Source organism: Streptomyces sp. NBC_00554 (genome assembly GCF_041431135.1).
Lineage (GTDB): Bacteria > Actinomycetota > Actinomycetes > Streptomycetales > Streptomycetaceae > Streptomyces.
This window is the reverse complement of record NZ_CP107799.1, coordinates 2,918,057-2,943,426: the sequence shown is the minus strand read 5'-3', so window position 1 is coordinate 2,943,426 and position 25,370 is coordinate 2,918,057. Positions and strand designations below refer to the sequence as shown.

At 70.0% G+C, this 25,370-nt stretch carries 20 protein-coding genes; 14 read left to right on the top strand and 6 right to left on the bottom strand.

Annotated elements, in window-relative coordinates:
• Positions 1 to 11: 11 nt before the first annotated feature.
• Positions 12 to 542, bottom strand: coding sequence for a hypothetical protein (locus OG266_RS12725; protein WP_329545324.1), 531 nt, complete (start codon positions 540 to 542; stop codon positions 12 to 14).
• A 76-nt stretch (positions 543 to 618) separates the two neighbouring features.
• Positions 619 to 1,818, bottom strand: coding sequence for a PucR family transcriptional regulator (locus tag OG266_RS12720; RefSeq protein WP_371545595.1), 1,200 nt, complete (start codon positions 1,816 to 1,818; stop codon positions 619 to 621).
• A 164-nt stretch (positions 1,819 to 1,982) separates the two neighbouring features.
• On the opposite strand from OG266_RS12720, the gene OG266_RS12715 reads away from it, so the two are divergent.
• The 3 genes from OG266_RS12715 to OG266_RS12705 all read left to right on the top strand — a co-directional run bounded on the left by OG266_RS12715 (position 1,983) and on the right by OG266_RS12705 (position 5,198).
• The gene (locus tag OG266_RS12715; RefSeq protein ID WP_371545592.1) at positions 1,983 to 2,909 is read left to right on the top strand and encodes a proline dehydrogenase family protein; all 927 of its coding nucleotides are present in this window, start codon (positions 1,983 to 1,985) and stop codon (positions 2,907 to 2,909) included.
• A 30-nt stretch (positions 2,910 to 2,939) separates the two neighbouring features.
• On the top strand, positions 2,940 to 4,571 hold the full coding sequence (gene pruA, locus OG266_RS12710) for an L-glutamate gamma-semialdehyde dehydrogenase (protein ID WP_371545589.1): 1,632 nt from the start codon (positions 2,940 to 2,942) through the stop codon (positions 4,569 to 4,571).
• 90 nt (positions 4,572 to 4,661) lie between these two features.
• Complete coding sequence (locus tag OG266_RS12705) at positions 4,662 to 5,198, top strand: GNAT family N-acetyltransferase (protein ID WP_371545586.1); 537 nt, start codon at positions 4,662 to 4,664, stop codon at positions 5,196 to 5,198.
• Between the two features lie 7 nt (positions 5,199 to 5,205).
• On the opposite strand, the gene OG266_RS12700 is transcribed toward OG266_RS12705, so the two are convergent.
• Positions 5,206 to 6,201, bottom strand: coding sequence for an NADP-dependent oxidoreductase (locus tag OG266_RS12700; protein WP_371545583.1), 996 nt, complete (start codon positions 6,199 to 6,201; stop codon positions 5,206 to 5,208).
• 101 nt (positions 6,202 to 6,302) lie between these two features.
• On the opposite strand from OG266_RS12700, the gene OG266_RS12695 reads away from it, so the two are divergent.
• Together OG266_RS12695 and OG266_RS12690 are read left to right on the top strand one after the other, a co-directional pair.
• Positions 6,303 to 7,202 carry a LysR family transcriptional regulator gene (locus OG266_RS12695; RefSeq protein ID WP_371545579.1) on the top strand — a complete coding sequence of 300 codons (900 nt, stop codon included), beginning with the start codon at positions 6,303 to 6,305 and terminating at the stop codon, positions 7,200 to 7,202.
• A gap of 273 nt (positions 7,203 to 7,475) precedes the next feature.
• A complete protein-coding gene (locus tag OG266_RS12690; protein ID WP_266474720.1) occupies positions 7,476 to 7,619 on the top strand; it encodes a hypothetical protein in 144 nt (47 codons plus the stop codon).
• A 128-nt stretch (positions 7,620 to 7,747) separates the two neighbouring features.
• Here the strand turns inward: OG266_RS12690 and OG266_RS12685 are convergent, their stop codons facing one another.
• Complete coding sequence (locus OG266_RS12685) at positions 7,748 to 9,307, bottom strand: purple acid phosphatase family protein (RefSeq protein ID WP_371552763.1); 1,560 nt, start codon at positions 9,305 to 9,307, stop codon at positions 7,748 to 7,750.
• Between the two features lie 165 nt (positions 9,308 to 9,472).
• Between OG266_RS12685 and OG266_RS12680 the strand changes: the two genes are divergently transcribed.
• A complete protein-coding gene (locus OG266_RS12680; RefSeq protein WP_266474718.1) occupies positions 9,473 to 10,516 on the top strand; it encodes a 3-isopropylmalate dehydrogenase in 1,044 nt (347 codons plus the stop codon).
• A 264-nt stretch (positions 10,517 to 10,780) separates the two neighbouring features.
• Entirely contained in the window at positions 10,781 to 11,869 is a 1,089-nt protein-coding gene (locus OG266_RS12675) for a branched-chain amino acid aminotransferase (RefSeq protein WP_371545576.1), read from the top strand.
• A 144-nt stretch (positions 11,870 to 12,013) separates the two neighbouring features.
• Here the strand turns inward: OG266_RS12675 and OG266_RS12670 are convergent, their stop codons facing one another.
• The gene (locus OG266_RS12670; RefSeq protein WP_371545573.1) at positions 12,014 to 13,447 is read right to left on the bottom strand and encodes a cytosine permease; all 1,434 of its coding nucleotides are present in this window, start codon (positions 13,445 to 13,447) and stop codon (positions 12,014 to 12,016) included.
• Positions 13,448 to 13,565: 118 nt separating this feature from the next.
• Here OG266_RS12670 and ureA point away from each other — a divergent pair, with 118 nt between their 5' ends.
• From ureA to cimA, 7 genes are all read left to right on the top strand, one after another.
• On the top strand, positions 13,566 to 14,258 hold the full coding sequence (gene ureA, locus OG266_RS12665) for an urease subunit gamma (RefSeq protein ID WP_371545570.1): 693 nt from the start codon (positions 13,566 to 13,568) through the stop codon (positions 14,256 to 14,258).
• Complete coding sequence (locus tag OG266_RS12660) at positions 14,255 to 15,925, top strand: urease subunit alpha (RefSeq protein WP_371545567.1); 1,671 nt, start codon at positions 14,255 to 14,257, stop codon at positions 15,923 to 15,925. Before ureA ends, OG266_RS12660 begins: the two co-directional genes overlap by 4 nt.
• A gap of 14 nt (positions 15,926 to 15,939) precedes the next feature.
• Complete coding sequence (locus tag OG266_RS12655; protein WP_371545564.1) at positions 15,940 to 16,980, top strand: agmatine/peptidylarginine deiminase; 1,041 nt, start codon at positions 15,940 to 15,942, stop codon at positions 16,978 to 16,980.
• A gap of 10 nt (positions 16,981 to 16,990) precedes the next feature.
• The gene (locus OG266_RS12650; RefSeq protein ID WP_266474708.1) at positions 16,991 to 17,590 is read left to right on the top strand and encodes a TetR/AcrR family transcriptional regulator; all 600 of its coding nucleotides are present in this window, start codon (positions 16,991 to 16,993) and stop codon (positions 17,588 to 17,590) included.
• A gap of 123 nt (positions 17,591 to 17,713) precedes the next feature.
• Entirely contained in the window at positions 17,714 to 19,786 is a 2,073-nt protein-coding gene (locus OG266_RS12645) for a TolB family protein (RefSeq protein ID WP_371545561.1), read from the top strand.
• 112 nt (positions 19,787 to 19,898) lie between these two features.
• A complete protein-coding gene (locus tag OG266_RS12640) occupies positions 19,899 to 21,122 on the top strand; it encodes a hypothetical protein (RefSeq protein ID WP_266474704.1) in 1,224 nt (407 codons plus the stop codon).
• 308 nt (positions 21,123 to 21,430) lie between these two features.
• Positions 21,431 to 23,035, top strand: coding sequence for a citramalate synthase (gene cimA / locus OG266_RS12635; protein ID WP_371545558.1), 1,605 nt, complete (start codon positions 21,431 to 21,433; stop codon positions 23,033 to 23,035).
• Between the two features lie 135 nt (positions 23,036 to 23,170).
• On the opposite strand, the gene OG266_RS12630 is transcribed toward cimA, so the two are convergent.
• Entirely contained in the window at positions 23,171 to 25,066 is a 1,896-nt protein-coding gene (locus tag OG266_RS12630) for a ricin-type beta-trefoil lectin domain protein (RefSeq protein WP_371545555.1), read from the bottom strand.
• Positions 25,067 to 25,370: the final 304 nt, after the last annotated feature.

The window sequence follows — 25,370 nt, the reverse complement described above, 5'->3', positions numbered from 1 at the left end:
GCCGGGGCAGGTCAGCGTCCCCGCCCCTGGGGGAACTGCCCGAGGTGAACCGCGCGGTGGACGACCACCGCCAGGTCCCGCATGTCCTGCGTGAAGGCGTCGACGCGGATCCGGCGTCCGCTGTGCAGCCGGATCTCGCACGTGGAGCCCATGCCGCGCGCATCGGCGAGCGGCCGGCCGTCACCGCCGGCGGTGCTCACCTGCGCGACGTCCTCCCAGGGGATCACCGTGGCAGTGCCCGCCACCCGGTGGGTGAACCCCCGCTCATGGATGTCGAAGCACTGCTCCCGGGTCCGGAACGCCTGCACCAGACGCCAGATCCCCAGGCCCCACCCCGTCAGGCCGACCCCGAGCAGCAGCCCCGCCACCCCCGGGGCCCCCTCGGTGGTGCCCACCGACGCGATCGCCACCGGCACCCCGAAGGCGGTGCCCACCGCCCCGACCGACAGCCAGATACCCGCCTGTCGCAGGCGCCGCGCACCATCGGTACGGTGCTCCCGCACGAATCTCCCGAGCTGCTTGGCCGCCTCCGTACGCCTCATTGGACCCCCTCCAATGTCGTGGACATCCCAAACTATGCCCGCCTTCACCGGTGGGGAAGCTGCGGATCCCGGAGCCTCAGAGCCGCGCCCCCTTGAGCGCCATGTGCAGCAACAGCCGGTCCTCGCCGTCGTCCAGGTCGAGGCCCGTGAGCTGTTCGACGCGGGACAGGCGGTAGTAGAGCGTCTGCCGGTGGATGCCCAACTCCGCCGCCGTGCGCCCGGCTTGGCCCGCGCAGTCGAGGAACACCTCTGCGGTGCGCGCGAGTTCGCGGTGGGCCGGGGACAGCAGGGTGCGTACGACGGGATCGTGGGCCGCGTCCGGGGGAAGCGACGTCAGCAGCCGGAAGGGCCCGATCGACGACCACTCGGCGACCGGGCCGAGGCGGGGCTCGGCCAGCACGGCACGCGCGGCGGCGGACGCCTCCTGCCAGGCGGCCCCCAGTTCGGCGAGACCGGTACGGGCCCCGGCGACACCGGCCGCCGCCTTCCCCTCCGCCTCCCGCGCGAACCGCGCGGCCGCCGTCAGCGCCGGAGTGAGCACCTCCGGCGACCGGAGCCGTACGAGGAGGGCGAGGCTCTGCCCGGTCGTACCCCACGGCACCGTGCACAGCGCGGTCGCCCCCGGCACCGTACGGACGGAAGGGGCGTCGTCCGGGTCGGCCGAGGGCCAGGGGGCCACGCACACCACCGTGTGCAGGCCGTCGCCACGTGGTCCGAGGGCCGTACGCAGCTCGGCGACGGCCATGTCGCGCTGCCAGCCGCGTTCGGCGGTGAGGACGGCGCGCAGCTCGCGGGTGAGGTCGGCGCCGGCCTGGGCCTCGTCGGCGAGCAGGGCGCCGATGCGGGCGGCGACCTCCATGGCCGAGGACAGCTGTGCGTCGGAGGGGCCGGGATCGTCGTCGAGCAGCCAGACGTAACCCCGGACGACGCCCCGATGGCGTACGGGGAGACAGATCCGCCCCCGGTACACCCCCGCCTCCGGGGTGCGCGGAATACGGACCGGGGCGGTGGCCCGGGTGATGCCGAAGCCCTCGAACCAGGTGCGGACCGTCGTGGTGGAGCGGCGCGTGAGGATCGAGCGGGTGCGCACGGGGTCGAGGGCGGAGGGGTCGAGCTCGCCCTCGCTGTCGTACGCGGCGAAGGCGATCAGCTCGAAGTCCCGGTTCTCCAGGGTCGCGGGCATGCCCAGGAGTGCCGAGATCTCGTCGACGAGCTCTTGGTAGTCACCCACGTTTTTGAAAGGCGCATCCGACGTCACTCGGGCATTCTCCCGCATTTCCGCGAGGCCCTCATACATTTGTCTGAGATCCAGGGCACGGATGCGTGACAGCTGTCGATGGCACAGGATCGGAGAGATCCTTAGGTTTCACGGTGGTTCTCCGTGCCGTACCCGAATCGTCGGGATTCGGCCTCCTACTGGCTTTGTTGTGGAGGTGCCCCGTGCTGGGTCCCGTGATTCTCGCCGCGTCGCGCAGCGACAGGATGCGCCGCTTTGTGTCGGCGGCGCCCGGCACCAAGCAGGTCGTCGCCCGCTTCATCGCAGGCGAGTCCGTCGACCAGGTCATCCCGGTCGTCCAGGACGCCGTGGCCAAGGGTCTCGAAGTCACCCTCGACGTCGTCGGCGAGGACATCACCACCCGCGAGCAGGCGTACGCCGCCCGGGACGCCTACCTGGAGCTCATCGAGCACCTCGAGGCGCTGGACCTCGGCACCACGGCCGAGATGTCCATCAAGCTGTCGATGTTCGGCCAGGCACTGGACGGCGGCCACGAGCTGGCCCTCGCCAATGTCCGCCCGGTCGTCGAGGCCGCCGCCGCCATCGGCACCACCGTCACGCTGGACGCCGAGGACCACACCACCCTCGACTCGATGTTCGCCATCCACGAGGAGCTCCGGAAGGACTTCCCGCAGACGGGCTGCGTCATCCAGGCCTACCTGTTCCGCACCGAGGCCGACGCCCGCCGCCTCGCCGCGAGCGGCAGCCGCGTACGACTCGTGAAGGGCGCGTACAAGGAGCCCGCCGAGGTCGCCTACCAGCAGAAGGCCGAGGTCGACAAGGCGTACGTCCGCGTCCTGCGCATCCTGATGGAGGGCGACGGGTACCCGATGATCGGGTCCCACGACCCGCGCCTCATCTCCATCGCCCAGGAGCTGGCCCGCAAGGCCGGGCGCAAGCTCGACGAGTACGAGTTCCAGATGCTGTACGGCATCCGCGGCGAGGAGCACCTGCGGCTCGCCGCCGAGGGCCACCGCATGCGCGTGTACACCGCGTACGGCACCGACTGGTACGGCTACTTCATGCGCCGCCTCGCGGAGAAGCCGGCCAACCTCCTCTTCTTCGCACGCTCGATCCTCACCAAGGGCTGACCCACCGCTCAGTTAAGGAGTCACGGAATCATGGACGCTGTAACCCAGGTCCCCACCCCCGTCAACGAGCCGGTGCACGGCTACGCCCCCGGTTCGCCCGAGCGTGCCCGTCTCGAGGCCAAGCTCAAGGAGCTGGCCGAGAACCCGGTCGACCTTCCGATGACCATCGGCGGCGAGAAGCGCCTGGGCGGCGGCGAGGCCTTCCAGGTCGTGCAGCCGCACAACCACAAGGCCGTGCTCGGCACCGGGCGCAACGCCACGCAGGCCGACGCGCAGGACGCGGTCGACGCGGCGCTCGCCGCCGCCCCGGCCTGGCGCGCGATGTCCTTCGACGACCGCGCCGCGATCATCCTGCGCGCCGCCGAGCTGCTGTCCGGCCCCTGGCGCGAGACCCTCGCCGCCTCCACCATGCTCGGCCAGTCCAAGACCGCCCAGCAGGCCGAGATCGACTGTCCCTGCGAGCTGGTCGACTTCTGGCGCTTCAACGTCAAGTACGCCCGTGACCTGCTCGCCGAGCAGCCCCCGGCGAACTCCCCGGGCGTCTGGAACCGCCTCGACCACCGCCCGCTCGAAGGCTTCGTCTACGCGATCACGCCGTTCAACTTCTCGGCGATCGCCGGCAACCTGCCCACCGCGCCCGCGCTGATGGGCAATGTCGTCGTCTGGAAGCCGTCGCCGACCCAGACCCACTCCGCCGTGCTGCTGATGCAGCTCCTGGAGGAGGCCGGTCTCCCCAAGGGCGTCATCAACCTCGTCACCGGTGACGGCATCGCGGTCTCTGAGGTCGCCCTCAACCACCGCGACCTCGCCGGCATCCACTTCACCGGCTCCACGAAGACCTTCCAGCACCTGTGGAAGACGGTGGGCGAGAACATCGCGAACTACCGCACCTACCCGCGTCTGGTCGGCGAGACGGGCGGCAAGGACTTCCTGGTCGCGCACCCGTCGGCGGACCGCGCGGTGCTCAAGACCGCGCTGACCCGCGGTGCCTTCGAGTACCAGGGCCAGAAGTGCTCCGCGACCTCCCGCGCCTACATCCCGGCCTCCATCTGGAACTCCGGCTTCAAGGAGGAGTTCGCGGCCGAGGTCGACTACCTGACCATGGGTGACGTCACCGACCTGGCGAACTTCGTCGGCGCGGTCATCGACGAGCGCGCCTTCGCCAAGAACAAGGCGGCCATCGACCGCGCCAAGTCGGACCCGTCCTGCACGATCGTCGCGGGCGGCTCCTACGACGACTCGGTCGGCTACTTCGTGCGCCCGACGGTCGTCGAGTGCTCGGACCCGGAGAACGAGGTCTTCAAGACCGAGTACTTCGGCCCGTTCCTGGGCGTGTACGTCTACGAGGACGACAAGTACGAGGAGATGCTGACCCAGATGGAGTCGGCCTCCGACTACGCGCTCACCGGCGCGGTCGTCTCCAACGACCGCGCGGCGGCGGCCTACACGATGGAGAAGCTCCGCTACGCGGCCGGCAACTTCTACATCAACGACAAGTCGACCGGCGCCGTCGTCGGCCAGCAGCCCTTCGGCGGCGGCCGCGCCTCCGGCACCAACGACAAGGCCGGCGCCCCGCAGAACCTCCAGCGCTGGACCCTGACCCGCGCCATCAAGGAGACGCTGGTCGCGCCGACCGACTACACGTACCCGCACATGGGCTGACCTCCTGCGTCCTGAGGTTCTTGGGCCGGACAGCTGCCGACAACGGCGGCTGTCCGGCCCACGTGTGTGAGCGCTGGGAATACTGAGCCCATGACCACCCGACTGCGCACCGCCCACACGGCGGACCTCACCCCCGCCGAACTCGGTGCCGTACGCGCGCTCCTGGACGAGGCCTTCGAAGGGAACTTCAGTGACGAGGACTGGGATCACGGCCTCGGCGGCATCCACGCGCTCGTGCGGGACGAGCGGGGTCTCGCCGCGCACGGCTCCGTGATCCAGCGCCGGGTGCTGCACCGGGGGCGCTCGCTGCGGGTCGGGTACGTGGAGGCCGTGGGGGTACGGGCCGATGTTCGCCGTACGGGTCTCGGCGCCCGGGTGATGGCGGAGCTGGAGCGGGTGGTCGACGGGGCGTACGGGCTCGGTGCGCTGTCCGCGAGCGACGAGGGGGTGGCTCTGTACGCCGCTCGCGGCTGGCAGCGCTGGCCCGGTCGCATCTGCGCCCTCGGTCCTGACGGTGTCGTCCACCTGCCCGACGAGGAGGGCTCGACCTTCGTACGACCCGTCGCCGCCGGCCTCGATCCCGCGCACGAGCTGGTCTTCGACTGGCGGGACGGAGAAGTGCTCTGACGGTCCGTCATGCGGCAGCGCGCACGATCATCTTCCCGGTGTTGCCGCCCCGCAGCATCGACAGGAACGCGTCCACGATCCGCTCGAAGCCGTCGACGACGGTCTCGTCGGGCGTGAGCCGGCCGCTGCGCAGCTGCGGTACGGCGAACTCGTACAACTCCTGCTGTACGTCCGTGTAGTCGCGCACCAGGAAGCCTTCGATGCGCAGGCTCTTCTCGACGACGTCGGCGTGGTTGAAGGGGACGGGCGGCGCGACCGGGGTGTTGTACTGGCTGATCGTGCCGACGCGTACCACCCGGCCGCGTTCGCGCAGCGCGCCGATCGCCGCGCCGAGGTGGTCGCCGCCGACGTTGTCGACGAACACGTCGATGCCGTCCGGGGCGGCCTTGGCCAGGAGGTCGGCCACGGGGCCCGAGCGGTAGTCGAACGCCTCGTCGTAGCCGACCTGTTCCTTCAGATACGCCGCCTTCGCCGCCGTGCCCGCGCTGCCCACGAGCCGTCCGGCGCCCAGCAGTCGCGCGAACCGTGCGGTGGCCGTGCCGACCCCGCCCGCGGCCCCGGAGACGAACAGGTCCTCGCCCTCCCGGAGTCGGGCGATCCGGGTGAGACCGACGTACGCGGTCAGGCCCGTGCCGCCGAGGACGCTCAGGTGCGCGGAGAGCGGTACCCCGTCGAAGTGCGGGAGGCGTCTGGTCTCTTCGGGGCCGACCACGGAGTGGGTGCGCCAGCCGCGCCGGTGGAAGACGATCTCGCCCTCGGGGAGCGCCGGGTCCCGGGAGTCGATCACGCGGCCGAGAGTGCGGCCCTCCAGCGGGGAGTTGAGCTCGAAGTCGGCGTCCATCATCTCGCGGTGGTAGGGGTCGACGGACCAGTACAGGTTCTCGACGAGGGCTGTGCCGGGCGTGGGCTCGGGGACGGGTGACTCGGCGAAACGGAAGTGCTCCGGGGTGGGGAAACCGGTCGGGCGGGCGGTCTGCTGGACGGTGAGCGCGATGTCGTTCATGAAGGGGACCGTAAGGAGGAATGCGGCCACCGGGCAGAGGGTTGCGCTCATGGAACGGCCGCATCCATGAGCCGTACTCATAGCGGCAGGTGGGACCCCTGATGAGCAGCGAAGACCTTGCCCCGCAGGAACTGCGGACCCTCGTGGCCATCGCCCGTGAGGGCGGCTTCTCGGCGGCCGCCGGCACGCTAGGCACGACGCAGTCCGCGGTCTCGCACGCGGTGCGCGGCATCGAACGCAAGGTGGGCGTCGTGCTCTTCGAACGCGGGCGGCACGGGGCGCGCCCCACCGCCGCGGGGGAGCGGGCCGTGGCGCACGCGCGGCGGGTACTGCGGATGCTGGACGCGCTGGCGGCGGAGGCGCGGGGCGCGGGCGCCGGGCCCGGTGGCGCCGACACCGTCGCCGGGCCGCTGCGCATCGCCGCCTTCCGCAGTGCGGCACTGCACCTGCTGCCGGCCGCCCTCGAGCGGCTGACGGCCCGGCATCCCGGGATCGAGCCGACCGTGCGGGTGGTACGGGAAGTGGGGCCGGGCACGGCGGGGGAGGTGGCCGCGGGTCGGGCGGACATCGGGATCGCCACGCTCGGCACGGGTACCCCCGTACCGCCGGAGCTGATCGGCGACGTACTCATCGAGGAGCCGTACGCCCTGGTGCACCCGGCCGGTCATCCGGACCCGCGCTCGCTCCCGCTGGTCGACTGGACCGAGAACTGCTCCTCCTACACCCGGACCTGGTGGGCCGCCCAGGACTGGATCCCGTGCGCGACGGTCCACGCCGAGGACGACGGAGCAGTGCTCTCGATGGTGAGCAGTGGTCTCGGAATGGCGATCATGCCCGCGCTCTCGCTCACGAGTGCACCGCTCACAACCGAGATCACCGATCTCGGTCCGGAGCGCCCGACGCGTTCGGTCGGGTACGTCACCACGCCGGAACTCGCCACGACGGTCGCCGTTCGCGCGCTGATCAGGGAGCTGCGGGGGTCCCGTCCTCGGGGGGCGTGACCGCGGCCGGACGGTTTTCCCAGGTCAGAGCGGTGTGACCCAATCCGCCGTCTCAGATAGTAGGAAGTCCGAGTAATTGTGGAGACAGATGCCCGGTCCTCGCCTAGCTTGGTAGGAGCCGAACGTCTCGCTCGACCAAGCGAATGGCGGTCGTGAGCCGGAGCCCTTGGCAGGCAACCCCTGCGGCACCGCGCTCCCCGCCTCTTCCGGCGTCTCGAAACCCCTCACCGCACTTCCGGCTGCTCGCATCCGGAGGCAAGGAGTCGATTCATCATGGCCGAGACGACCGTCCGCCGAGTCCGTCGTGTTTCCCGTACGAGCGCGTCCCGTACGAGCGACTCAGACCGCAAGAACGCCGCCGCCGCCCTCCAGCGTGCCCTCGACCGCAGGGACAACGGCGGCGAGACGGGCCACTGAGGCCCGCACTCATACCGGGAGCCGCGCCCGCACGGGGTGCGGTGCGGGGCCTGTGTCCCGCGCCGTACCCCGGAGTGCGCCCCCGTGCCGTACCCCGGAGTGCGCCCCCGTGCCGTACCCCGGAGTGCTCAGACCCCGCGCCGCACCTCGAAGTAGTCGATGCGCCTGCCGCTCTGCGCCAGCGCCGACACCTTGAGCCGGGGCGTCGCACCCGCCTCCGCCTCCACCGAGAGGAAGGAGTAGCCGGTGTACCGCACGCGCGACCACTCCACGGTCTCGGGCCGCTGGTCCTTGGACTTCGTCCAGTGGAAGGTGTCCACCGACTCGCGGTCGGCGACCTTCCCCTCGTAGCTGTCCTCGACCCCGACGGGGAAGCTGTAGAGGCTCTTGCCCGCCCCGCCCGCCGTGACGTACACGGTCCCGTCCCGCGTCGGATCGGTCGACGCGCCGACCGGCACCCGCCTGCCCACCCTGCCGCCCTTGATGGCGTCGGTCCGCTCGTACACGTGGTTGTGCCCGTTGATCACCAGGTCCACCTGGTGCTTGGTGAACAGCGGCAGCCAGGCGTCCCGCACACCCCCGTCCGAGGCGTGCGAGGACGTCGAGTACGTGCAGTGGTGGAAGAAGACCACGACGAAGTCGACGCTCTTGCGCAGTTCACCGAGCCGCCTGTCCAGCCAGGCCGTCTGCCTGCCGTCGGTGTAGCCCTTGTTGGCGGGGATCTCGTACGAGACGTCGTTCGCGTCCAGCGCGACGATGCCGACATTGCCGTACGTGAAGGAGTAGGCGCCCGGCGCGTTCCGTGCGTCGAAGCCGTTGTCGGGGAGCGTCCAGCGCGCCGACTGGCCGCCGTATCCGTTCGGCGAGTACCAGGCCTCCATGTCGTGGTTGCCGGTCGTCACCATCCACGGCACCGACTTCGCCACCGACTCGGTCTGCTTGAGGAACAGGTCCCAGGCGCCGGGGTCGTAGGAGTCCGACTTCTGGCCCTGGCCGTTGACGTCCGCGTAGCAGATGTCGCCCGCGTGCAGATGGAAGGCCGGGCTGCGGCCGAGGATCAGCTTGTCGTTGGCGAGCGCGTCGGGGGTGACGCCCTGGTCGCCGAAGGCCGTGAACACGAACTTCCCGGGGCTGGTGGCGGGCGCCGTGCGGAACGAGCCGACCGTGCCGCGGTGCTCCCTGGCCGCCGGGTCGAACCCCTCGTGACCCACTCCGTAGTAGTACGTCGTGCCGGGGCGCAGCCCGTCGAGCGCCGCGTGCAGGTAGTACTGGTCGAGCGCGAGCCGTACCCCGGTCAGTCCCGGTGTGTGCAGGTCGCGGAGATCGGCGTCGATCTTCCGGCTCAGGTCCCAGGGTGACGGTCCCACGCGGATGTACGGCTTCCTGACCGCGAGCGGCACCTGCCAGGAAATCCGCATCTGGGTCTTCGGGTCCGCGCCGAAAGCGAGGTGGCGGCCGAAGGGCTTGATGGCGGAACCGTGCACAAGGCCGGTGGCGGTGGTCGAGGGGCTCCTGCTGTCCGACGTGGTGCCCGACGCGCAGCCGGCCAGCAGCCCGCCGCCCGCCAGCGCGCCCGCCGTCACCAGCGCGCGGCGCCGCGTGAGCTTCGTCCGCAGGTACTCGTGCTGCTCCGCCATGCTCATGCGGCGCGCGAGCCGCGGCGGAATGCCGAAGTCGGGAAGGTCCAGGTCGGGGGCCACGCGAGGGTCCATGCTGGTGAATTTCCCAGCAAGCCCCAACACCCGCCATACGTACGGGTGAACGGAGGCCGAAGGGTCGGTGCGCCACAGACGTCGACGTCCGTATGGCGGACACCCGGTGTCATCCCATGGGACGAGGAGTACGGTGCCGCTATGTCTCGCAGCATCAATCTCGCAGTGATTCCCGGTGACGGCATCGGCCAGGAGGTCGTGGCCCAGGGACTCAAGGTCCTCTCCGCCGTCCTTCCTCAGGATGTGAAGCTGGAGACGAAGGAGTTCGACTTCGGCGCCAAGCGGTACCACGCGACCGGTGAGACGCTCACCGACGCGGACGCCGAGGCGCTCAAGCAGCACGACGCGATCCTGCTCGGTGCGATCGGCGACCCGTCGGTCCCCTCCGGCGTCCTGGAGCGCGGGTTCCTGCTGAAGCTCCGCTTCCTCTTCGACCACCACGTCAACCTGCGGCCGAGCAAGCTGCTGCCGGGTGTCGAGACTCCCCTCAAGGGTGAGCCCGCCATCGACTTCGTCGTGGTCCGCGAGGGCACCGAGGGCCCGTACACCGGTAACGGCGGCACCATCCGCAAGGGCACCCCGCACGAGGTCGCCACCGAGGTCTCCGTGAACACGGCGTTCGGTGTCGAGCGCGTCGTCCGTGACGCCTTCGCCCGCGCCCAGGCCCGCCCGCGCAAGAAGCTGACGCTGGTCCACAAGAACAACGTGCTGACCTTCGCGGGCCACCTCTGGACGAACATCTTCAACAAGGTGGCCGAGGAGTTCCCCGAGGTCACCACCGACTATATCCACGTGGACGCGGCGACGATCTACCTCGTCACCGACCCCGCCCGCTTCGATGTGATCGTCACCGACAACCTCTTCGGCGACATCATCACCGACCTCGCCGCGGCCGTCTCCGGCGGCATCGGCGTCGCCGCCTCGGGCAACATCAACCCGAGCGGCGAGTTCCCCTCGATGTTCGAGCCCGTGCACGGCTCGGCGCCCGACATCGCGGGCCAGGGCAAGGCCGACCCCAGCGCCACGGTCCTCTCCGTCGCCCTCCTGCTGCGCCACCTCGGCTACGAGACCGAGGCCGCCCGCATCGAGGACGCGGTCGCCACCGACCTCGCCGAGCGCGTGGGCAAGCCCGCCCGCTCCACCGAGGAAATCGGCGACGCGCTCGCCGTACGAGTAGCCGGCTGACCCCGCCGCGCACTTACGTTTCGTAGCAGCCGCCGGGTCGCATCCGCACCCGGCGGCTTTCCCTATGCCCTCGCCGGGTGCCACCATCTACCCCTGGGCAATCCCATGGGCCGCATTCACACCATTTCGTCCACGGCTCCGGACACGCGATAATCGAACGCGGAGCCGCGGAATGAGGGAATGCTCGGACGTCCTAGCACTGGCCACTGGCAGTACTGGCGTGAGCGCGGCCCGTCACACACAACCGGTGAAGGACAACCACTCATGACGACGCCCACGATCGAGCTCAAGCCCTCTTCGCAGCCCCGCTCGGATGCGGAGCGCGAGGCGATCCTCGCCAGCCCCGGGTTCGGCCGCCACTTCACCGACCACATGGTGACCATCAAGTGGACCGAGGGTCGCGGCTGGCACGACGGCCAGCTCGTTCCGTACGGACCGCTCTCCCTGGACCCGGCGAACATGACCCTGCACTACGCGCAGGAGATCTTCGAGGGCCTCAAGGCGTACCGGCAGGCGGACGGCTCCGTCGCCACCTTCCGCCCCGACATGAACGCCAAGCGCTTCCAGGCCTCGGCCCGCCGACTCGGCATGCCGGAGCTGCCTGTCGAGACGTTCATCGAGGCCTGCGACGTCCTCGTCCAGCAGGACAGGGCATGGGTCCCGGCGCACGGCGGTGAGGAGTCCCTCTACCTCCGCCCGTTCATGATCGCGACCGAGGTCGGCCTGGGCGTGAAGCCCGCCAACGAGTACCTCTTCCTCGTCATCGCGTCCCCCGCGGGCGCGTACTTCCCGGGCGGCGTGCAGCCCGTGTCGATCTGGCTCTCCGAGGACCACGTGCGCGCCGTCCCCGGCGGCATGGGCGACGCCAAGACCGGCGGCAACTACGCCGCCTCCCTGCTGCCCCAGGCCGAGGCCGCCGCCAAGGGCTGCGCCCAGGTCGCCTACCTCGACGCGGTCGAGCACAAGTGGGTCGAGGAACTCGGCGGCATGAACCTGTACTTCGTGTACGGCAACAAGATCGTCACCCCGGCGCTCACCGGCTCCCTGCTCGCCGGTGTCACCCGCGACTCGCTACTCACCGTCGCCCGCGACCTGGGCTACGAGTCCGAAGAGGGCCGCATCTCCATCGACCAGTGGCAGCGCGACTCCGAGAACGGCACCCTCACCGAGGTCTTCGCCTGCGGAACCGCCGCCGTCATCACCCCCGTCGGCACGGTCAAGCGCACCAGCGGCGAGTGGCAGCAGTCGGGCGGCGAACCCGGCGAGGTCACACTGCGACTGCGCGAGGCACTCCTCGACATCCAGCGCGGAGTCAGCGAGGACAAGCACGGCTGGATGCACCCGCTGGGCTGACGGTGTCCTGAACCCCGCCCCCCTTCAACGGGGGCGGGGAGGGGAGCGCCCCAAAGCGGAGCGCCCCAAAGGGGCGCGGGGAACTGCGCGACCAGCCACAACGGCCCCGCAGACGAAACACCGCAACCCCAGCGGGAGCTCAGCTCAGCGCCCGCTCTCGGCGCGAGCCAGTTCCTGCCCGGCCGCCACCGGATGTGGCGCCCCCTTCGGCGACAGCACCAGGTACACAAGACCCCCGACAACCCCCGACAGCAGGAAGCTGCAGTCCACCCCGCCGGTCAGCGAAAGCAGCGGCCCCTCGTAAGAGGGAAGCGACACCGCCAGCAGCCCGACGAACGCGCCCAGCGCCCACGCGACCACGGCCGGCACGTTCCAGCCGCCCCGGTACCAGTAGATCCCGCCCCGCGAACGCCGATTGAAGACCTGGAGCGCGTCCGGATCGTAGACCCCACGGCAGCGCGCGAACCCGATGAGGGTGACGACGGCCCACGGCGTCCCGATGGCGGTCAGCAGCAGCACGAAGGAGGTCATCGCGTCCTGCGCACTGGACGCGTAATGACCGACGAAGACGCAGACCGTGGCGACGACGGCAACCGAGAGGGTGGCCTGCGCGCGAGAGGCGCGCGGCAGAATCGCGTCGAGGTCGAGCCCCATCGAGTAGAGCATCAGACCCGCGTTGCCGACCGAGCCCGCGGTGGCGGCGAGCAGCAGCGGGACCAGGTACCAGGTGGGGGAGGCGGAGACCAGCGGCCCCGCGTAGTCGAGGGCCGCGCGGGCCGCGTACGCCGTGAAGGTGCCGAAGAGCTGAGGGACCAGCAGACCGACGGTCAGGCCAAGCCAGGTGGCGTGCAGGACCTTGCGGGAGGAGTGGCGGGCCGGGGAGATGTAGCGCGTGTAGTCGCCGAGGAGGGTGATGAACGCGATCGGGCCGGACAGGCCCGCCGCCACCGCCGCGAGCAGCCAGGTCGGCCAGAAGGAGCCGAGCAGATAGCCGCCGGCCTCCGGGAGCGGGGCGGTGGTGAAGTGCGGGGCGTACGCGATCACGCCCACGACCAGCAGCGCCGTCATGCCGATCGCCAGGACGCGGGACATGGCGAGCAGCACGCGGTAGCCGTACACCGCGCCCGCCACCGTCGCCGTGGCGAGCAGCCCGTAGATCACGCCGTACGAGATGCCGTTGACCGGCAGTCCGAACAGCCGGTTCAGTACGCCCACCATCACATCGCCGCCGATCCAGACGGTCAGCGCGGTGTAGCCGAGGGCGAGCAGCAGGCCGACGACCGAGCCGACCAGCCGTCCGCGCACGCCGAACTGGGCGCCGGAGGAGGTGGAGAGGTTCGTCGCCGTGCGCAGGGACACCAGGGCGAGCGGAGCCGTGATCGCCGTGCCGGCCACCGTGCCCGCCACGATCGAGGTGACCGAGGCCCACCAGCCGAGCCCGAAGGACGCCGGCAGCCAGCCGAAGATGATCACGCCGAGGCAGAGATTGGAGCCGAGCAGGATCGACACGAGGTCACGGGGCCCGCTGGTGCGTTCCTCGTCGGGGATGGTGTCGACGCCGCGTTGTTCGATCGGCATGGCCTGGGTCTCCTCATTCTTAGAGTGACGCTCAATGTGAACCTGGAGCAGGCGATGCGTCAAGCTTTCGGAAATGGGTTTTGCTGTTTAGAGTGGTGTTCTAAAGAAGGGATATGGGATGAGACTGACCCCGACGGAACGTGACCGGCTGCTGCTCTTCGGAGCCGCCGAGCTGGCCCGGTCCCGCAGGGCGCGCGGCGTCCTGCTCAACGTGCCGGAGGCGACCGCGCTCATCGCGGACACCGTGTGCGAGGCCGCCCGGGACGGGCGGCGGCTGGCCGAGGCCATCGAGCGCGCCCGGTCGGTACTCGGCCCCGACGACGTACTGCCGGGCGTCGCCGACGTCGTCACCGAGGTGCACGTCGAGGCCGTCTTCGACGACGGTTCGCGTCTCGCGGTCGTCAGCGACCCCATCGGCGGCGGCCTCGGCGATCAGGCGCCGGGCGCACTGCTGCCGGGTCCCGCGCACGCCGAGCCCGAGGCAGTCGTACGGCTCCTCGTCGTGAACACCGCGACCGTGCCGGTCTCCGTCACCTCCCACTTCCACTTCTTCGAAGCGAACCCGCGGCTCGACTTCCCGCGCGCGGACGCCTACGGGATGCGGCTCGCCGTGCCCGCGGGCTCCTCGGTGCGCTTCGGGCCCGGCGAGAGCGCCGAGGTCGGGCTGCTGCCCATCGGCGGCGAGCGGATCGCGATCGGCTTCGCCGGTCTGGTCGACGGCCCGCTGGACGCGCCGGGGGCCAAGGAAGAGGCCCTGCGCAGGGCAGCCGCCTGTGGGTATCTCGGAACCGAGGGAGCTGAGCACCGATGAATCCGTACGAGTACGCCGCCACCCACGGCCCGCGTGCGGGCGACCGCGTCCGCCTCGGCGACTCGGGGCTCACGATCCAGGTCGAGTCCGATGCCCAGAAGTACGGCGACGAGTTCCTCGCCGGCTTCGGCAAGACCGCCCGCGACGGGCTGCACCTCAAGGCCGCCGCCGTCCGCGAGACCTGTGACGTCGTCATCAGCAATGTGGTCGTGATCGACGCGGCGCAGGGGATCAGGAAGGTCTCCATCGGCATCCGCGAGGGACGGATCTGCTCCATCGGGCGGGCCGGGAACCCCGACACCCTCGAAGGTGTCGACGTCGTGGTCGGCACGGGTACGTCCATCGTGTCCGGCGAGGGGCTCATCGCCTCCGCCGGTGCCGTGGACACGCACGTCCATCTGCTGTCGCCGCGCATCATGGAGGCCTCGCTCGCCTCCGGGGTGACCACGATCATCGGCCAGGAGTTCGGCCCGGTTTGGGGCGTCGGCGTCAACTCGCCCTGGGCGCTGCGCCACGCCTTCAACGCCTTCGACGCCTGGCCGGTCAACATCGGCTTCCTGGGCCGGGGTTCGTCGTCCTCCGACGCACCCCTCGTCGAGGCGCTCGCCGAGGGCGGCGCGTCCGGCTTCAAGGTCCACGAGGACATGGGCGCCCACACCCGCGCGCTGGACACCGCGCTGCGCGTCGCCGAGGAGTACGACGTCCAAGTCGCCCTGCACAGCGACGGGTTGAACGAATGCCTGTCGGTCGAGGACACCCTCCGGGTGCTCGAAGGGCGCACCATCCACGCCTTCCACATCGAAGGGTGCGGCGGCGGGCACGTACCGAATGTCCTGAAAATGGCGGGAGTTCCGAACGTCATCGGCTCCTCCACCAACCCGACCCTGCCGTTCGGCCGGGATGCGGTCGCCGAGCACTACGGGATGATCGTCTCCGTCCACGACCTGAAGACCGACCTGCCCGGCGACGCCGCCATGGCCCGCGACCGGATCAGGGCCGGCACGATGGGTGCGGAGGATGTGCTGCACGACCTGGGCGCGATCGGCATCACCTCCTCGGACGCGCAGGGCATGGGCCGCGCGGGCGAGACCGTACGCCGGACCTTCGCGATGGCGGGGAAGATGAAGGCCGAGTTCGGCGCCCCTGATGACCACGACAACGAACGCGTCCTGCGCTACATGGCCAAGCTGACCATCAACCCCGCCATCGCCCACGGCCTCGCGCACGAGGTCGGCTCCATCGAGGTCGGCAAGCTCGCCGACATCGTGCTGTGGCGGCCCGAGTACTTCGGCGCCAAGCCGCAGCTGGTCCTCAAGTCCGGCTTCCCGGCGTACGGCGTCGTCGGCGACCCCAACGCCGCCACCGACACCTGCGAACCCCTCGTCCTGGGGCCGCAGTTCGGGGCGCACGGCTCGACGCCCGCCGACATCTCGGTGGCCTTCGTCGCGCAGGCGGCGCTCGACCAGGGCAACGACCTGATGCCCACCCGGCGGCGCCGGGTCGCCGTCCGCGGCACCCGCGGCATCGGTCCGGCCGACCTGCGCCTCAACTCCCGTACCGGAGCCGTCGATGTCGACCAGCGCACCGGCCTTGTCACCCTCGACGGCGACCCGATCCGCTCCGAGCCCGCCGACTCGGTCTCCCTCAACCGCCTGTATTTCCTGTAAGGAACTGAACTCCTATGAACACGCCTGCCGCCGACGGTTTCCGAATGCCTGCCGAGTGGACCCCGCACGAGCGCACCTGGATGGCGTGGCCGGGGCCCAACCACACCTTCGACAATCCGGCCGATCTCGCCGAGTCGCGCGAGGCCTGGGCGGCGGTGGCCCGCACGGTCCGCCGCTTCGAACCGGTGACCGTGGTGTGCGGGCCCGGGCAGTCCTCGGCGGCTCTCGAACTCTTCGGCCCCGGGATCGATGTCGTCGAACGTGACCTCGACGACGCCTGGATGCGCGACATCGGCCCCACCTTCCTCACCGACGGGAAGGGTGAACTCGCCGCCGTGGACTGGACGTTCAACGGCTGGGGCGCCCAGGACTGGGCCCGCTGGGAGCACGACGCGAAGATCGGCGCGTACGTCTCGGACCTCGCGGGGGCACGGACGTACGCCTCGAAGCTCGTCAACGAGGGCGGCGCGATCCATGTCGACGGCGAGGGGACCGTCCTGCTCACCGAGACCGTGCAGCTCGGCCCCGAGCGCAACCCGGACTGGACCCGTGAGCAGGTCGAGGCGGAGATCCGCGCCCACCTCGGCACCCGCAAGGCGATCTGGCTGCCGCGCGGGCTGACCGGCGACTATCCGCCGCACGGCTTCGGCACCCTCGGCCATGTCGACATCGTCGCCGCGTTCGCGCGCCCCGGCGTCGTCGTCGCGCACTCCCAGCAGGACCCTGCGCACCCCGACCACGAGGTCAGCAAGGAGATCATCGGCCTGCTCAAGGGGCAGACCGACGCCCGGGGCCGGAGGCTGGAGGTCGTCGAGGTCCCCGCCCCGACCGTCCTGGAGGCCGACGGACACTGGGCCGACTACTCGTACATCAACCACTACCTCTGCAACGGTGGCGTGGTCCTCTGCGGATTCGACGACCCGCGCGACGAGATCGCGGCCGGTATCTTCCGCCGACTGTTCCCCGAGAGGACCGTCACACTGGTGGACGCACGTACGATCTTTGCCGGTGGCGGAGGCATCCACTGCATCACCCAGCAGCAGCCGAAGGTTTGAGGAGTACGGGATGGCCGGTCCGCGCAGGAACGCGCCCCCGCGCGAGGACGTGCTCGCCGCCGCCATGGACATGATCGCCGAACGCGGTCTGGAGAAGCTCACCATGGCGGCGCTCGGCCGCGAGGTCGGGATGAGCAGCGGTCATCTGCTGTACTACTTCCGCTCCAAGGACGAACTGCTGCTGCGGACCCTGGAATGGAGCGAGGGGCGCCTGGGCGTCGAGCGCGGCCGGCTGCTGACCCGGCCGGCCACGGCCCGCGAGCGCCTCGACGCCTACGTCGACCTGTACGTCCCCGACGGCCACCGCGACCCGCACTGGACCCTCTGGCTGGAGGTCTGGAACCGCTCGCAGAACGCCGACGACGACGCCCGTGAGCGGCAGGTCGCCATCGAGGGCGCCTGGCACCGGGACCTGGTGGCCCTGCTCGCCGAGGGCGTCTCGCACGGCGAGTTCCGCTCCGTCGACCCGGACCGTTTCGCCGCGCGGCTGCGGGCCCTCCTCGACGGCTTCTCCATCCATGTGGCGATCGGGCTGCGCGGCACGGACCGGGGGCAGATTCTCAGCCACGTACGGGAGTTCCTGGACGACGGGCTTCTCCCGGACGACTGATCAACGGTCCGGGTTGTACGCATTACGGGGGATTGACCCTGTAGCGCGTGGTGCGTTTGCCTCGAAGAGGGCCCTCGGCGTGGGGCCGGGGGAGAAACGTCCACGGGGACCTCAGGGGGGAACATGACCAGAGCCGCAGGAGTGTCCGGAGTCTGCTTAGGGGTGACGCTGTTACTCGCGCTCACCGGGACGAGCGCGTCCGCCGCACCGCACGCATCCACCTTGGAGAGGGTGAGCACGGCCGCCGACGGCAGCCAGGCCGACGGGCCGTCGAGCGGCGCCGCGATCAGCGCCGACGGCCGCCAGGTCGCGTTCACGTCCACCGCGCCGGGCTTCGGCTGCGCGCGTTCCGCACCGTGCCTGCTTGTGAAGGACCTGGCCGACGGCGCGGTCACCAAGATCGACCTCGGCAGCGGCTTCACCTACGGCTCGCCGATGCCGAGCGCCGACGGGAGCCGGATCGGCTTCTCCGCGGGCACCCGGTTCCTGGCTCCGTACCTGTACGACCGCGCCACCGGCAGCTCGGAGAAGCTGTGGCCCGAGAACCCGCCCGGCTTCAACGAGTTGGGCCGCGCGCAGTCGGTCAGCCCGGACGGCACGCACGTCGCATACACCATCGGCAACCGCAACGGCGACGAGAACTTCCGGCTGCTGTACGTCCGCGACACGGCCACCGGCGCCGACGAGCTGATCTCACCGGCCGAGGAGGGCGACAAGGCCGGGGCCTCGGTGAGCGGCGACGGCGAACGGATCGCGTACGGCGTCCGCACCGACTCCGAGACGGACCCGGTCGACGTCTTCGTCAAGGACCGGGCGACGGGCGAGCGGACCCAGGTCGACACGGGCCTCGGCGCCGCCCACCTGGTCCGCATCACCGCGGACGGCCGCCGCGTCCTCCTCGACGCCGAGAGCGGCCTGTACGTCCACGACCTCCGCACGGGCGAGTCACGGCGGGTGGCCGACGGGCGGCCCATGTCGGCCACGGCGGACGGCCGGTACGCCGTGGTCTCGGGCGAGGACGGCACGCGGGTGCGCGACCTGCGGACGGGGCTGCGGGGAGCCGCCCTCCCGCCGAACGCCCAGTCGGGAGACGACATGCTGGCCGCCGAGGGGCGTGCGGTGGCGTTCAGTTCGGATGCGTCCCATCTGGTGGCGGGCGACACCAACAGAGAGTCGGACGTGTTCGTCTTCTCGGGCGCGCTCCGGGAGAACCCGGACCCGATGCCGTCCGTCACCGAACGGGTCAGCACGACATGGGACGGGCAGCAACTGTCCGGGGCGTCCTACGAACCGGCGATGGGGGAGGACAAAGTCGTCGCCTTCACCTCGCAGGGGACCGACGACCCGAAGGACACGAACGTATTCGTCAGCGTGGCCGGGGGAGTCTCCCTGGTCAACTCCACCTCACAGGGCCCCTCGCACGAGGTCACGCCCTGCTACAGCGGACGCGAGGTCGGCTACGTTGCCCCGCTCGCAGCCGACGGCGGCCCGGGCGTCCACATCCGCAACCGCGCGGTCGGCAAGCTGACCAGCCTGGGTTCCTACCAGGGCGTCCGCTTCACCTGGATGGGACAGCCCAGCGTGAGTCCCACCTGCCAGTGGATCACCTACGCCGCCACGCTGCCCGCGACCGAGGCCGACCCTCACCCGCAACCCCGCGTCTACCGCTTCAAGTTCAGCGGCGGTACCACCGACGTGGTCAGCGCGCCGACGGACGAGGCGGCGGGCAACCCGTCGATCGACTACGACGGCCGGTACATCGCCTTCGAGCAGGGCCCCGACACCTACGTCCGCGACCTGGACACCGGTGACCTGGAGAAGGCCGGCAGCAACTCCTCGGCCCCCTCGATCAGCGCGGACGGACGCAAGGTCGCCTTCCAGCAGGGCACGAGCGTCCACGTCAAGGACCTCGACACCGGGACCACGACCCGGGTCAACGGCACGGAGCCCTCGCTCGCCGGGGACGGCGCGCATGTCGCGTACACCTTGGGCCGTTCCGTGTACCTGCTCGAACTCGCCACCGGCAAGCGGCAGTTGATCAGCGTCGACCGCTGGGGCGGCCGCAACGACCTTGCGGCGGGGCACCCCTCCGTCAACGCCGACGGCACCGTCGTCGCGTTCGAGTCGGCATCACCCGATCTGGTGGAAGGGGACACCAACGGGGTGTCGGACGTCTTCCTGCGGACAGTGCAATGACCACGGCCAACCAGTGATCACGACCAACCAACGGTCACGTCCAATCAGTGACCACGATCAACCAGTGACCACGACCAACCAATGACCCACGACCAACCACGGGGGAACGACCATGCACAGGAACAAGCGGCTTGCCGCACTCACGGCCGTCGCCGTCGCCGTCACGGTGGCGCTGACGGGAACCACTGCGGGCGCCGCGCCCAGGGCCCCGCACACCGAGCCGATCAGTGTCACGCCGGAGGGCAAGGCGGGCAACGGCACCACGCCCATTGCCGTCATCAGCCGCAACGGCCGCCACATCGCGCTCAGTTCGAACGCCGAGGACCTGGACCCCAACATGCCGCACGGCGGCATGTACGTACGCGACCCGCAGACCGGGAAGCTCCGCTTCGCGGGGTTCGGCGGTCTGTTGGCGGTCCTCAACGACGGCCGCTATGTCTACGTCGAATACGCCCCGTCCGCCGAGGACACAGACGTCTGGATCCACGAGATCGGCACGGGGAAGCGGGTGGGCTTCGGCATCGAGATCCCCGAAGGCTTCACCGGGCAGCCCGCCGGGGTCTCCGTCAGCCCCAACGGCCGTTACGCCGTCTACACGCTCCAGGAGGAGGCCGCGGGCACCAGCGTGGTGTTCCTGCGCGACCGCGTCGCCGGCACCACCGAGCGGATCAGCCACCCCAAGCCGACCTGGGAGCCGCGCAACGCCTTCCAGCCGACGGTCAGCGACGACGGGCGCCGCGTGGTCTACCAGTACAACTACGCGAACGGCCCGCGCGGCGACGACTGGGGCGACGTGTGGATGTACGACCGCACCACGGGCGAGCACACCCAGATCGACCGCTCCTACGACGGCTCAGGGACCGAGAAGGAGTCCCTGAACCCGTCCATCAGCGGCAACGGACGTACGGTCGTCTTCGAGTCCCGGGACACCCACCTCGTCCCCGATGACAACGACGTCAGCTGGAACGTGTTCGTGCACGACATCGCCTCCGGCACCAATCAGCGCATCCACGGCACCCAGGGCGGCCCCGGCGAGGTCTACACCCGCGAAGCCGCGATCAGCGCCGACGGCCGGTACCTCACCTTCATGTCGGAGGTGACCGAGGCCGGCAGCCAGTGGGGCAAGGAGTACCCCGTCTACCTGCGGGACCTGAGGAAGGGCACCACCACCCTGGTCTCGCCCGACACCACCGGCGGCACCGCCACGGCCGACGTCCTGCCGGGCCGGATCGCCGACGGCGCCCGCGGCATCCTCTTCCTGTCGTCCGACCCGACGCTGATCCCGGCCGGCGACACCAACGAGGGCACCGACGCCTTCGTACGGCACCTGCGGTGACCAGCGGCGTGCTCGCATCCTGAGACGGGCCTGAGCGCGGGGGCGGATTTGTGCCAGACTGCCCCCGTGCTCTCGTTCGCCACGATTATTGGCAGCAGGCGCGCCGGTCCGCAGTGACCGCCACGTACCACCACGTACGGGCGGGCACCGTCGTCTTCGACCCGCGCGCAGACCTCTCGCACCCGCGAGGGGTTTTTCGTTTTCCTGGCCCACCTCAAGCCGGGAAAGGAGCGCGAGGGATCATTGGAGGACGGTGGAGCCGGTCATTCCGGTACAGACCGAGATCCAAACCTCAGGAGCCAGACACCATGACGGACACCAGCGAACTCGACGATTCGTTCCACGTCTTCGACACGACGCTGCGCGACGGCGCGCAGCGCGAGGGCATCAACCTCACCGTGGCGGACAAGCTGGCCATCACACGGCACCTGGACGACTTCGGGGTGGGCTTCATCGAGGGCGGCTGGCCCGGCGCCAACCCGCGCGACACCGAGTTCTTCGCCCGCGCCCAGCAGGAGATCGAGTTCAAGCACGCCCAGCTGGTCGCCTTCGGTGCGACCCGCCGCGCGGGCGCCAAGGCTTCGGAGGACCCGCAGGTCAAGGCGCTCCTCGATTCCGGCGCCCAGGTGATCACCCTGGTCGCGAAGTCCCACGACAGCCATGTCGAACTCGCGCTCCGCACGACCCTCGACGAGAACCTGGAGATGGTCCGTGACACGGTCTCCTACCTGTGCGCCCAGGGCCGCCGGGTCTTCGTCGACTGCGAGCACTTCTTCGACGGCTACCGCGCGAACCCCGAGTACGCGAAGGCCGTCGTCCGCGCCGCCCACGAGGCGGGCGCCGACGTCGTCATCCTCTGCGACACCAACGGCGGCATGCTCCCGGCCCAGGTCCAGGCGGTCGTCGCCACGGTCCTCGCCGACACCGGCGCCCGGCTCGGCATGCACGCCCAGGACGACACGGGCTGCGCGGTCGCCAACACGCTGGCCGCCGTCGACGCGGGCGCGACACACGTCCAGTGCACGGCGAACGGCTACGGCGAGCGGGTCGGCAACTCCAACCTCTTCCCGGTCGTGGCGGCCCTTGAGCTGAAGTACGGCAAGAAGGTGCTCCCCGAAGGCGCTCTGCGCGAGATGACGCGCATCTCGCACGCGATCGCCGAGGTGGTGAACCTGACCCCCTCCACGCACCAGCCGTACGTCGGTGTCTCCGCCTTCGCGCACAAGGCAGGCCTGCACGCCTCCGCGATCAAGGTCGACCCGGACCTGTACCAGCACATCGACCCCGAGCTGGTCGGCAACACCATGCGGATGCTGGTCTCCGACATGGCAGGGCGAGCCTCCATCGAGCTCAAGGGCAAGGAACTCGGCGTCGACATCAGCGACGACCGCGAGCTGGTCGGCCGGGTCGTCGCCCGCGTCAAGGAGCGCGAGCTCCAGGGCTACACGTACGAGGCGGCCGACGCGTCGTTCGAGCTGCTGCTCCGCGAGGAGGCGGAGGGCCGCGCCCGCAAGTACTTCCGGGTCGAGTCCTGGCGCGCCATCGTCGAGGACCGCCCCGACGGCAGCCACGCCAACGAAGCCACGGTCAAGCTCTTCGCCAAGGGCGAGCGCATCGTCGCCACCGCCGAGGGCAACGGCCCCGTCAACGCCCTCGACCGCGCCCTCCGCGTAGCCCTCGAAAAGCTCTACCCCCAGCTCGCCAAGCTGGAACTCGTCGACTACAAGGTCCGCATCCTCGAAGGCAAACACGGCACCCAGTCCACCACCCGCGTCCTCATCTCCACCTCAGACGGTGCGGGGGAGTGGTCCACGGTCGGCGTCGCGGAGAACGTGATCGCGGCGTCCTGGCAGGCACTGGAGGACGCGTACACGTACGGGTTGCTACGGGCAGGGGTCGAGCCGGCGGAGTAGAAGTCTTTCAGCCCGTCCGGCGTTTGAGGACGAGCGCGTCAGCGCGATACGGGGGTCTGGGGGCGGAGCCCCCAGGAAGCAAGGGACGGGTAGGGGCGGAGGGGGCGAAAAACTCCCACCTCCGCCCCGCACCCCCTACTGCAGATGCCACTTCTGGTTGGCAGCCCCCGTGCAGGTCCAGATCTGCGCCCGAGCCCCGTTCGCCGACGAATTCCCGGTCACATCAAGGCACTTGTTGGCCGCGGTATTGACGACATCTCCGGTGGTGGAGTTGTACGACCACCGCTGAGCCCCCGTCCCGTTGCAGTCGTAGAGCTGAAGCTGCGCCCCATCGGCAGTGGACGCCGACGTCACGTCGAGGCACTTCCCGAGGGCCTGAACCGACCCGTCGGCCTTGACCGTCCAGGTCTGCGCCGTCGAGCCGTTGCAGTCGTAGAGCTGCACGGCGGTCCCGTTGGCCGAAGAACCACCGGCCACATCGAGGCACTTGCCGGCAAGTCCCACGAAGGCACCACTCTGGTCGCCGCCACCGGCCTGCGTCCCCGACCACGTGAAGGTCGCTGAGGTCTTACCCGGCAGCGAGTAAGTAGCGTGCTGCGACCCCCAGTTGATCGTCACCGTCTTCGGGGTGGACGCGTCGTTGTACGCGATCAGCGCCTTGGACCCATCAGGATTCCGCCAAGCGACGTTCGGCACGGACGTGCTCGCCGTGGAAGCGATCCGCTGCGCCCCCGGCTTCACGAACTTCGTGAGGTGCCCCATCGTGTAGTACTCGATGGTGTAGTCGACCTGCCCGCTCTGCGCGTCACCGTTGTGGACGGTGACGAGCCCGGTGCAGGTGCCGCAGCCACCGTTGTGCGGCCCCATGTTCTGGTCCACGGCCAGCGACCACTTCGTCACCGACTTCGCCCAGTTCCGGGTGTAGTCGACGATGTTGAGCATGTCCTCGCGCTGCTGGTTGGCGATCCAGGTGCCACCGGAGTGCTCGGTGCCGAAGGCGTCCAGCGTCGGGTACTGGTTGTGGACGGTGGTCTGCTTGGTGACGTCGCCGCCGTAGCCGTGCCACGCGACCCCGCCGAAGTTCGGGTGCGTGCGGACCGCCGCGTCGTCGACCGTCGAGGCGGCGTACGAGTCGTACACGTCCCAGTTCCAGTCATGGGCGAGCACCTTGGTCGACAGCCCCGCCGCCTGGAGCTTCGGCAGCAGCTCGCTCTTGGTGAAGTACGCGAGCCCGGAAGCGTTCCAGCTCATCGACGGGTACCCGGAACAACACGTCGGCTCGTTCTGCACGGTGACGTACTGGACCGGCACGCCCTGAGCCTGGTACGCCTGCAGGTACTTCACGAAGTACGAGGCGTAGGCCCCGTAGTTCTCCGACTTCAGCCAGCCGCCGTTGAGCGACCCGCTGTCCTTCATCCAGGCCGGCGCCGTCCACGGCGAGGCCATCACGGTCAGTGCCGGATTGAGCTGGCGCGCCTGCTTGGTCAGCGGCACGACGTCCGCCAGGTCGTGTGCGATGGAGAACTGGGCGAGAGTCGGGTCCGTCTGCCCTGCGGGCACGTCGTCGTAGGAGTACCCGAACCGCGCGAGGTCCGACGCACCCATCGGATTGCGTACGAACGACAGCCCGATCCCGTCCGTCGGCGAGAACAGCTTCGTCATCGCGGCGTCACGCTGGGCCTGCGTCAGCGCCCCGCTGCTGTTCATCAGCCAGGCGGCGGTGTCGGTGAAGGAGGCACCGCCACCGGTGAACGTCTGGTACCGGGTGTTCTCGTCGACGGTGATGTTGTCGCCGGTGCCGCCACTGCCGGCCTGGAAGGCGAAAGGCGTTTGCGGCTGCAATCCGCGTACGACATGGCGGCCGCCGGTGTCGTCGGTCGTCGTCAGGTAGGCGGTGACCTGTTCACCCGCCGCATGGGCGGGAGCGGTACCGACGACGCCGAGCCCGGCCGTCGTCAGCAGCCCGGCGACGAGCAGCCGGGCGGCCCGGCCCGTTCTCTTCAGGGATCTGGTCCTACTCGTGGTGCTCATGGTGCGCAGCCCTTCTGGGGGTGGGGGATTGGGGCGTGCGAGGCGTGAGTAAATGACGGCTGCGGGCGCGCGTCAAGGGGTTGCGCGTTCAGGGTCTGAAGGAACAACAAGCCTGATCCGGCCGCCAATTGCCCGTGTACCGGTTCTGACGTGAAGTCTTGACTGCTTGCCGGGACGCCAGTTAACTCACGGCGTGATCTAAGTCGTAAGAGTACTGAAGAGCGTTGAGGGGTTCTTCAGGACACCGAAGAGGATGCGCCAAGAAGAACCAAGAGGAACCAAGAGGAATCGAAAAGAACCAAGA

What these genes read in the sequence shown, in the direction of transcription:
- OG266_RS12680 (WP_266474718.1), top strand. Translation starts at nt 9,473, where the DNA reads ATGTCTCGCAGCATCAATCTCGCAGTGATTCCCGGTGACGGCATCGGC.
- OG266_RS12705 (WP_371545586.1), top strand. Translation starts at nt 4,662, where the DNA reads ATGACCACCCGACTGCGCACCGCCCACACGGCGGACCTCACCCCCGCC.
- OG266_RS12645 (WP_371545561.1), top strand. Translation starts at nt 17,714, where the DNA reads ATGACCAGAGCCGCAGGAGTGTCCGGAGTCTGCTTAGGGGTGACGCTG.
- OG266_RS12695 (WP_371545579.1), top strand. Translation starts at nt 6,303, where the DNA reads ATGAGCAGCGAAGACCTTGCCCCGCAGGAACTGCGGACCCTCGTGGCC.
- OG266_RS12630 (WP_371545555.1), bottom strand. Translation starts at nt 25,066, where the DNA reads ATGAGCACCACGAGTAGGACCAGATCCCTGAAGAGAACGGGCCGGGCC.
- cimA (WP_371545558.1), top strand. Translation starts at nt 21,431, where the DNA reads ATGACGGACACCAGCGAACTCGACGATTCGTTCCACGTCTTCGACACG.
- OG266_RS12700 (WP_371545583.1), bottom strand. Translation starts at nt 6,201, where the DNA reads ATGAACGACATCGCGCTCACCGTCCAGCAGACCGCCCGCCCGACCGGT.
- OG266_RS12640 (WP_266474704.1), top strand. Translation starts at nt 19,899, where the DNA reads ATGCACAGGAACAAGCGGCTTGCCGCACTCACGGCCGTCGCCGTCGCC.
- OG266_RS12675 (WP_371545576.1), top strand. Translation starts at nt 10,781, where the DNA reads ATGACGACGCCCACGATCGAGCTCAAGCCCTCTTCGCAGCCCCGCTCG.
- OG266_RS12690 (WP_266474720.1), top strand. Translation starts at nt 7,476, where the DNA reads ATGGCCGAGACGACCGTCCGCCGAGTCCGTCGTGTTTCCCGTACGAGC.
- OG266_RS12720 (WP_371545595.1), bottom strand. Translation starts at nt 1,818, where the DNA reads ATGCGGGAGAATGCCCGAGTGACGTCGGATGCGCCTTTCAAAAACGTG.
- ureA (WP_371545570.1), top strand. Translation starts at nt 13,566, where the DNA reads ATGAGACTGACCCCGACGGAACGTGACCGGCTGCTGCTCTTCGGAGCC.
- OG266_RS12660 (WP_371545567.1), top strand. Translation starts at nt 14,255, where the DNA reads ATGAATCCGTACGAGTACGCCGCCACCCACGGCCCGCGTGCGGGCGAC.
- OG266_RS12650 (WP_266474708.1), top strand. Translation starts at nt 16,991, where the DNA reads ATGGCCGGTCCGCGCAGGAACGCGCCCCCGCGCGAGGACGTGCTCGCC.
- OG266_RS12655 (WP_371545564.1), top strand. Translation starts at nt 15,940, where the DNA reads ATGAACACGCCTGCCGCCGACGGTTTCCGAATGCCTGCCGAGTGGACC.
- pruA (WP_371545589.1), top strand. Translation starts at nt 2,940, where the DNA reads ATGGACGCTGTAACCCAGGTCCCCACCCCCGTCAACGAGCCGGTGCAC.
- OG266_RS12670 (WP_371545573.1), bottom strand. Translation starts at nt 13,447, where the DNA reads ATGCCGATCGAACAACGCGGCGTCGACACCATCCCCGACGAGGAACGC.
- OG266_RS12725 (WP_329545324.1), bottom strand. Translation starts at nt 542, where the DNA reads ATGAGGCGTACGGAGGCGGCCAAGCAGCTCGGGAGATTCGTGCGGGAG.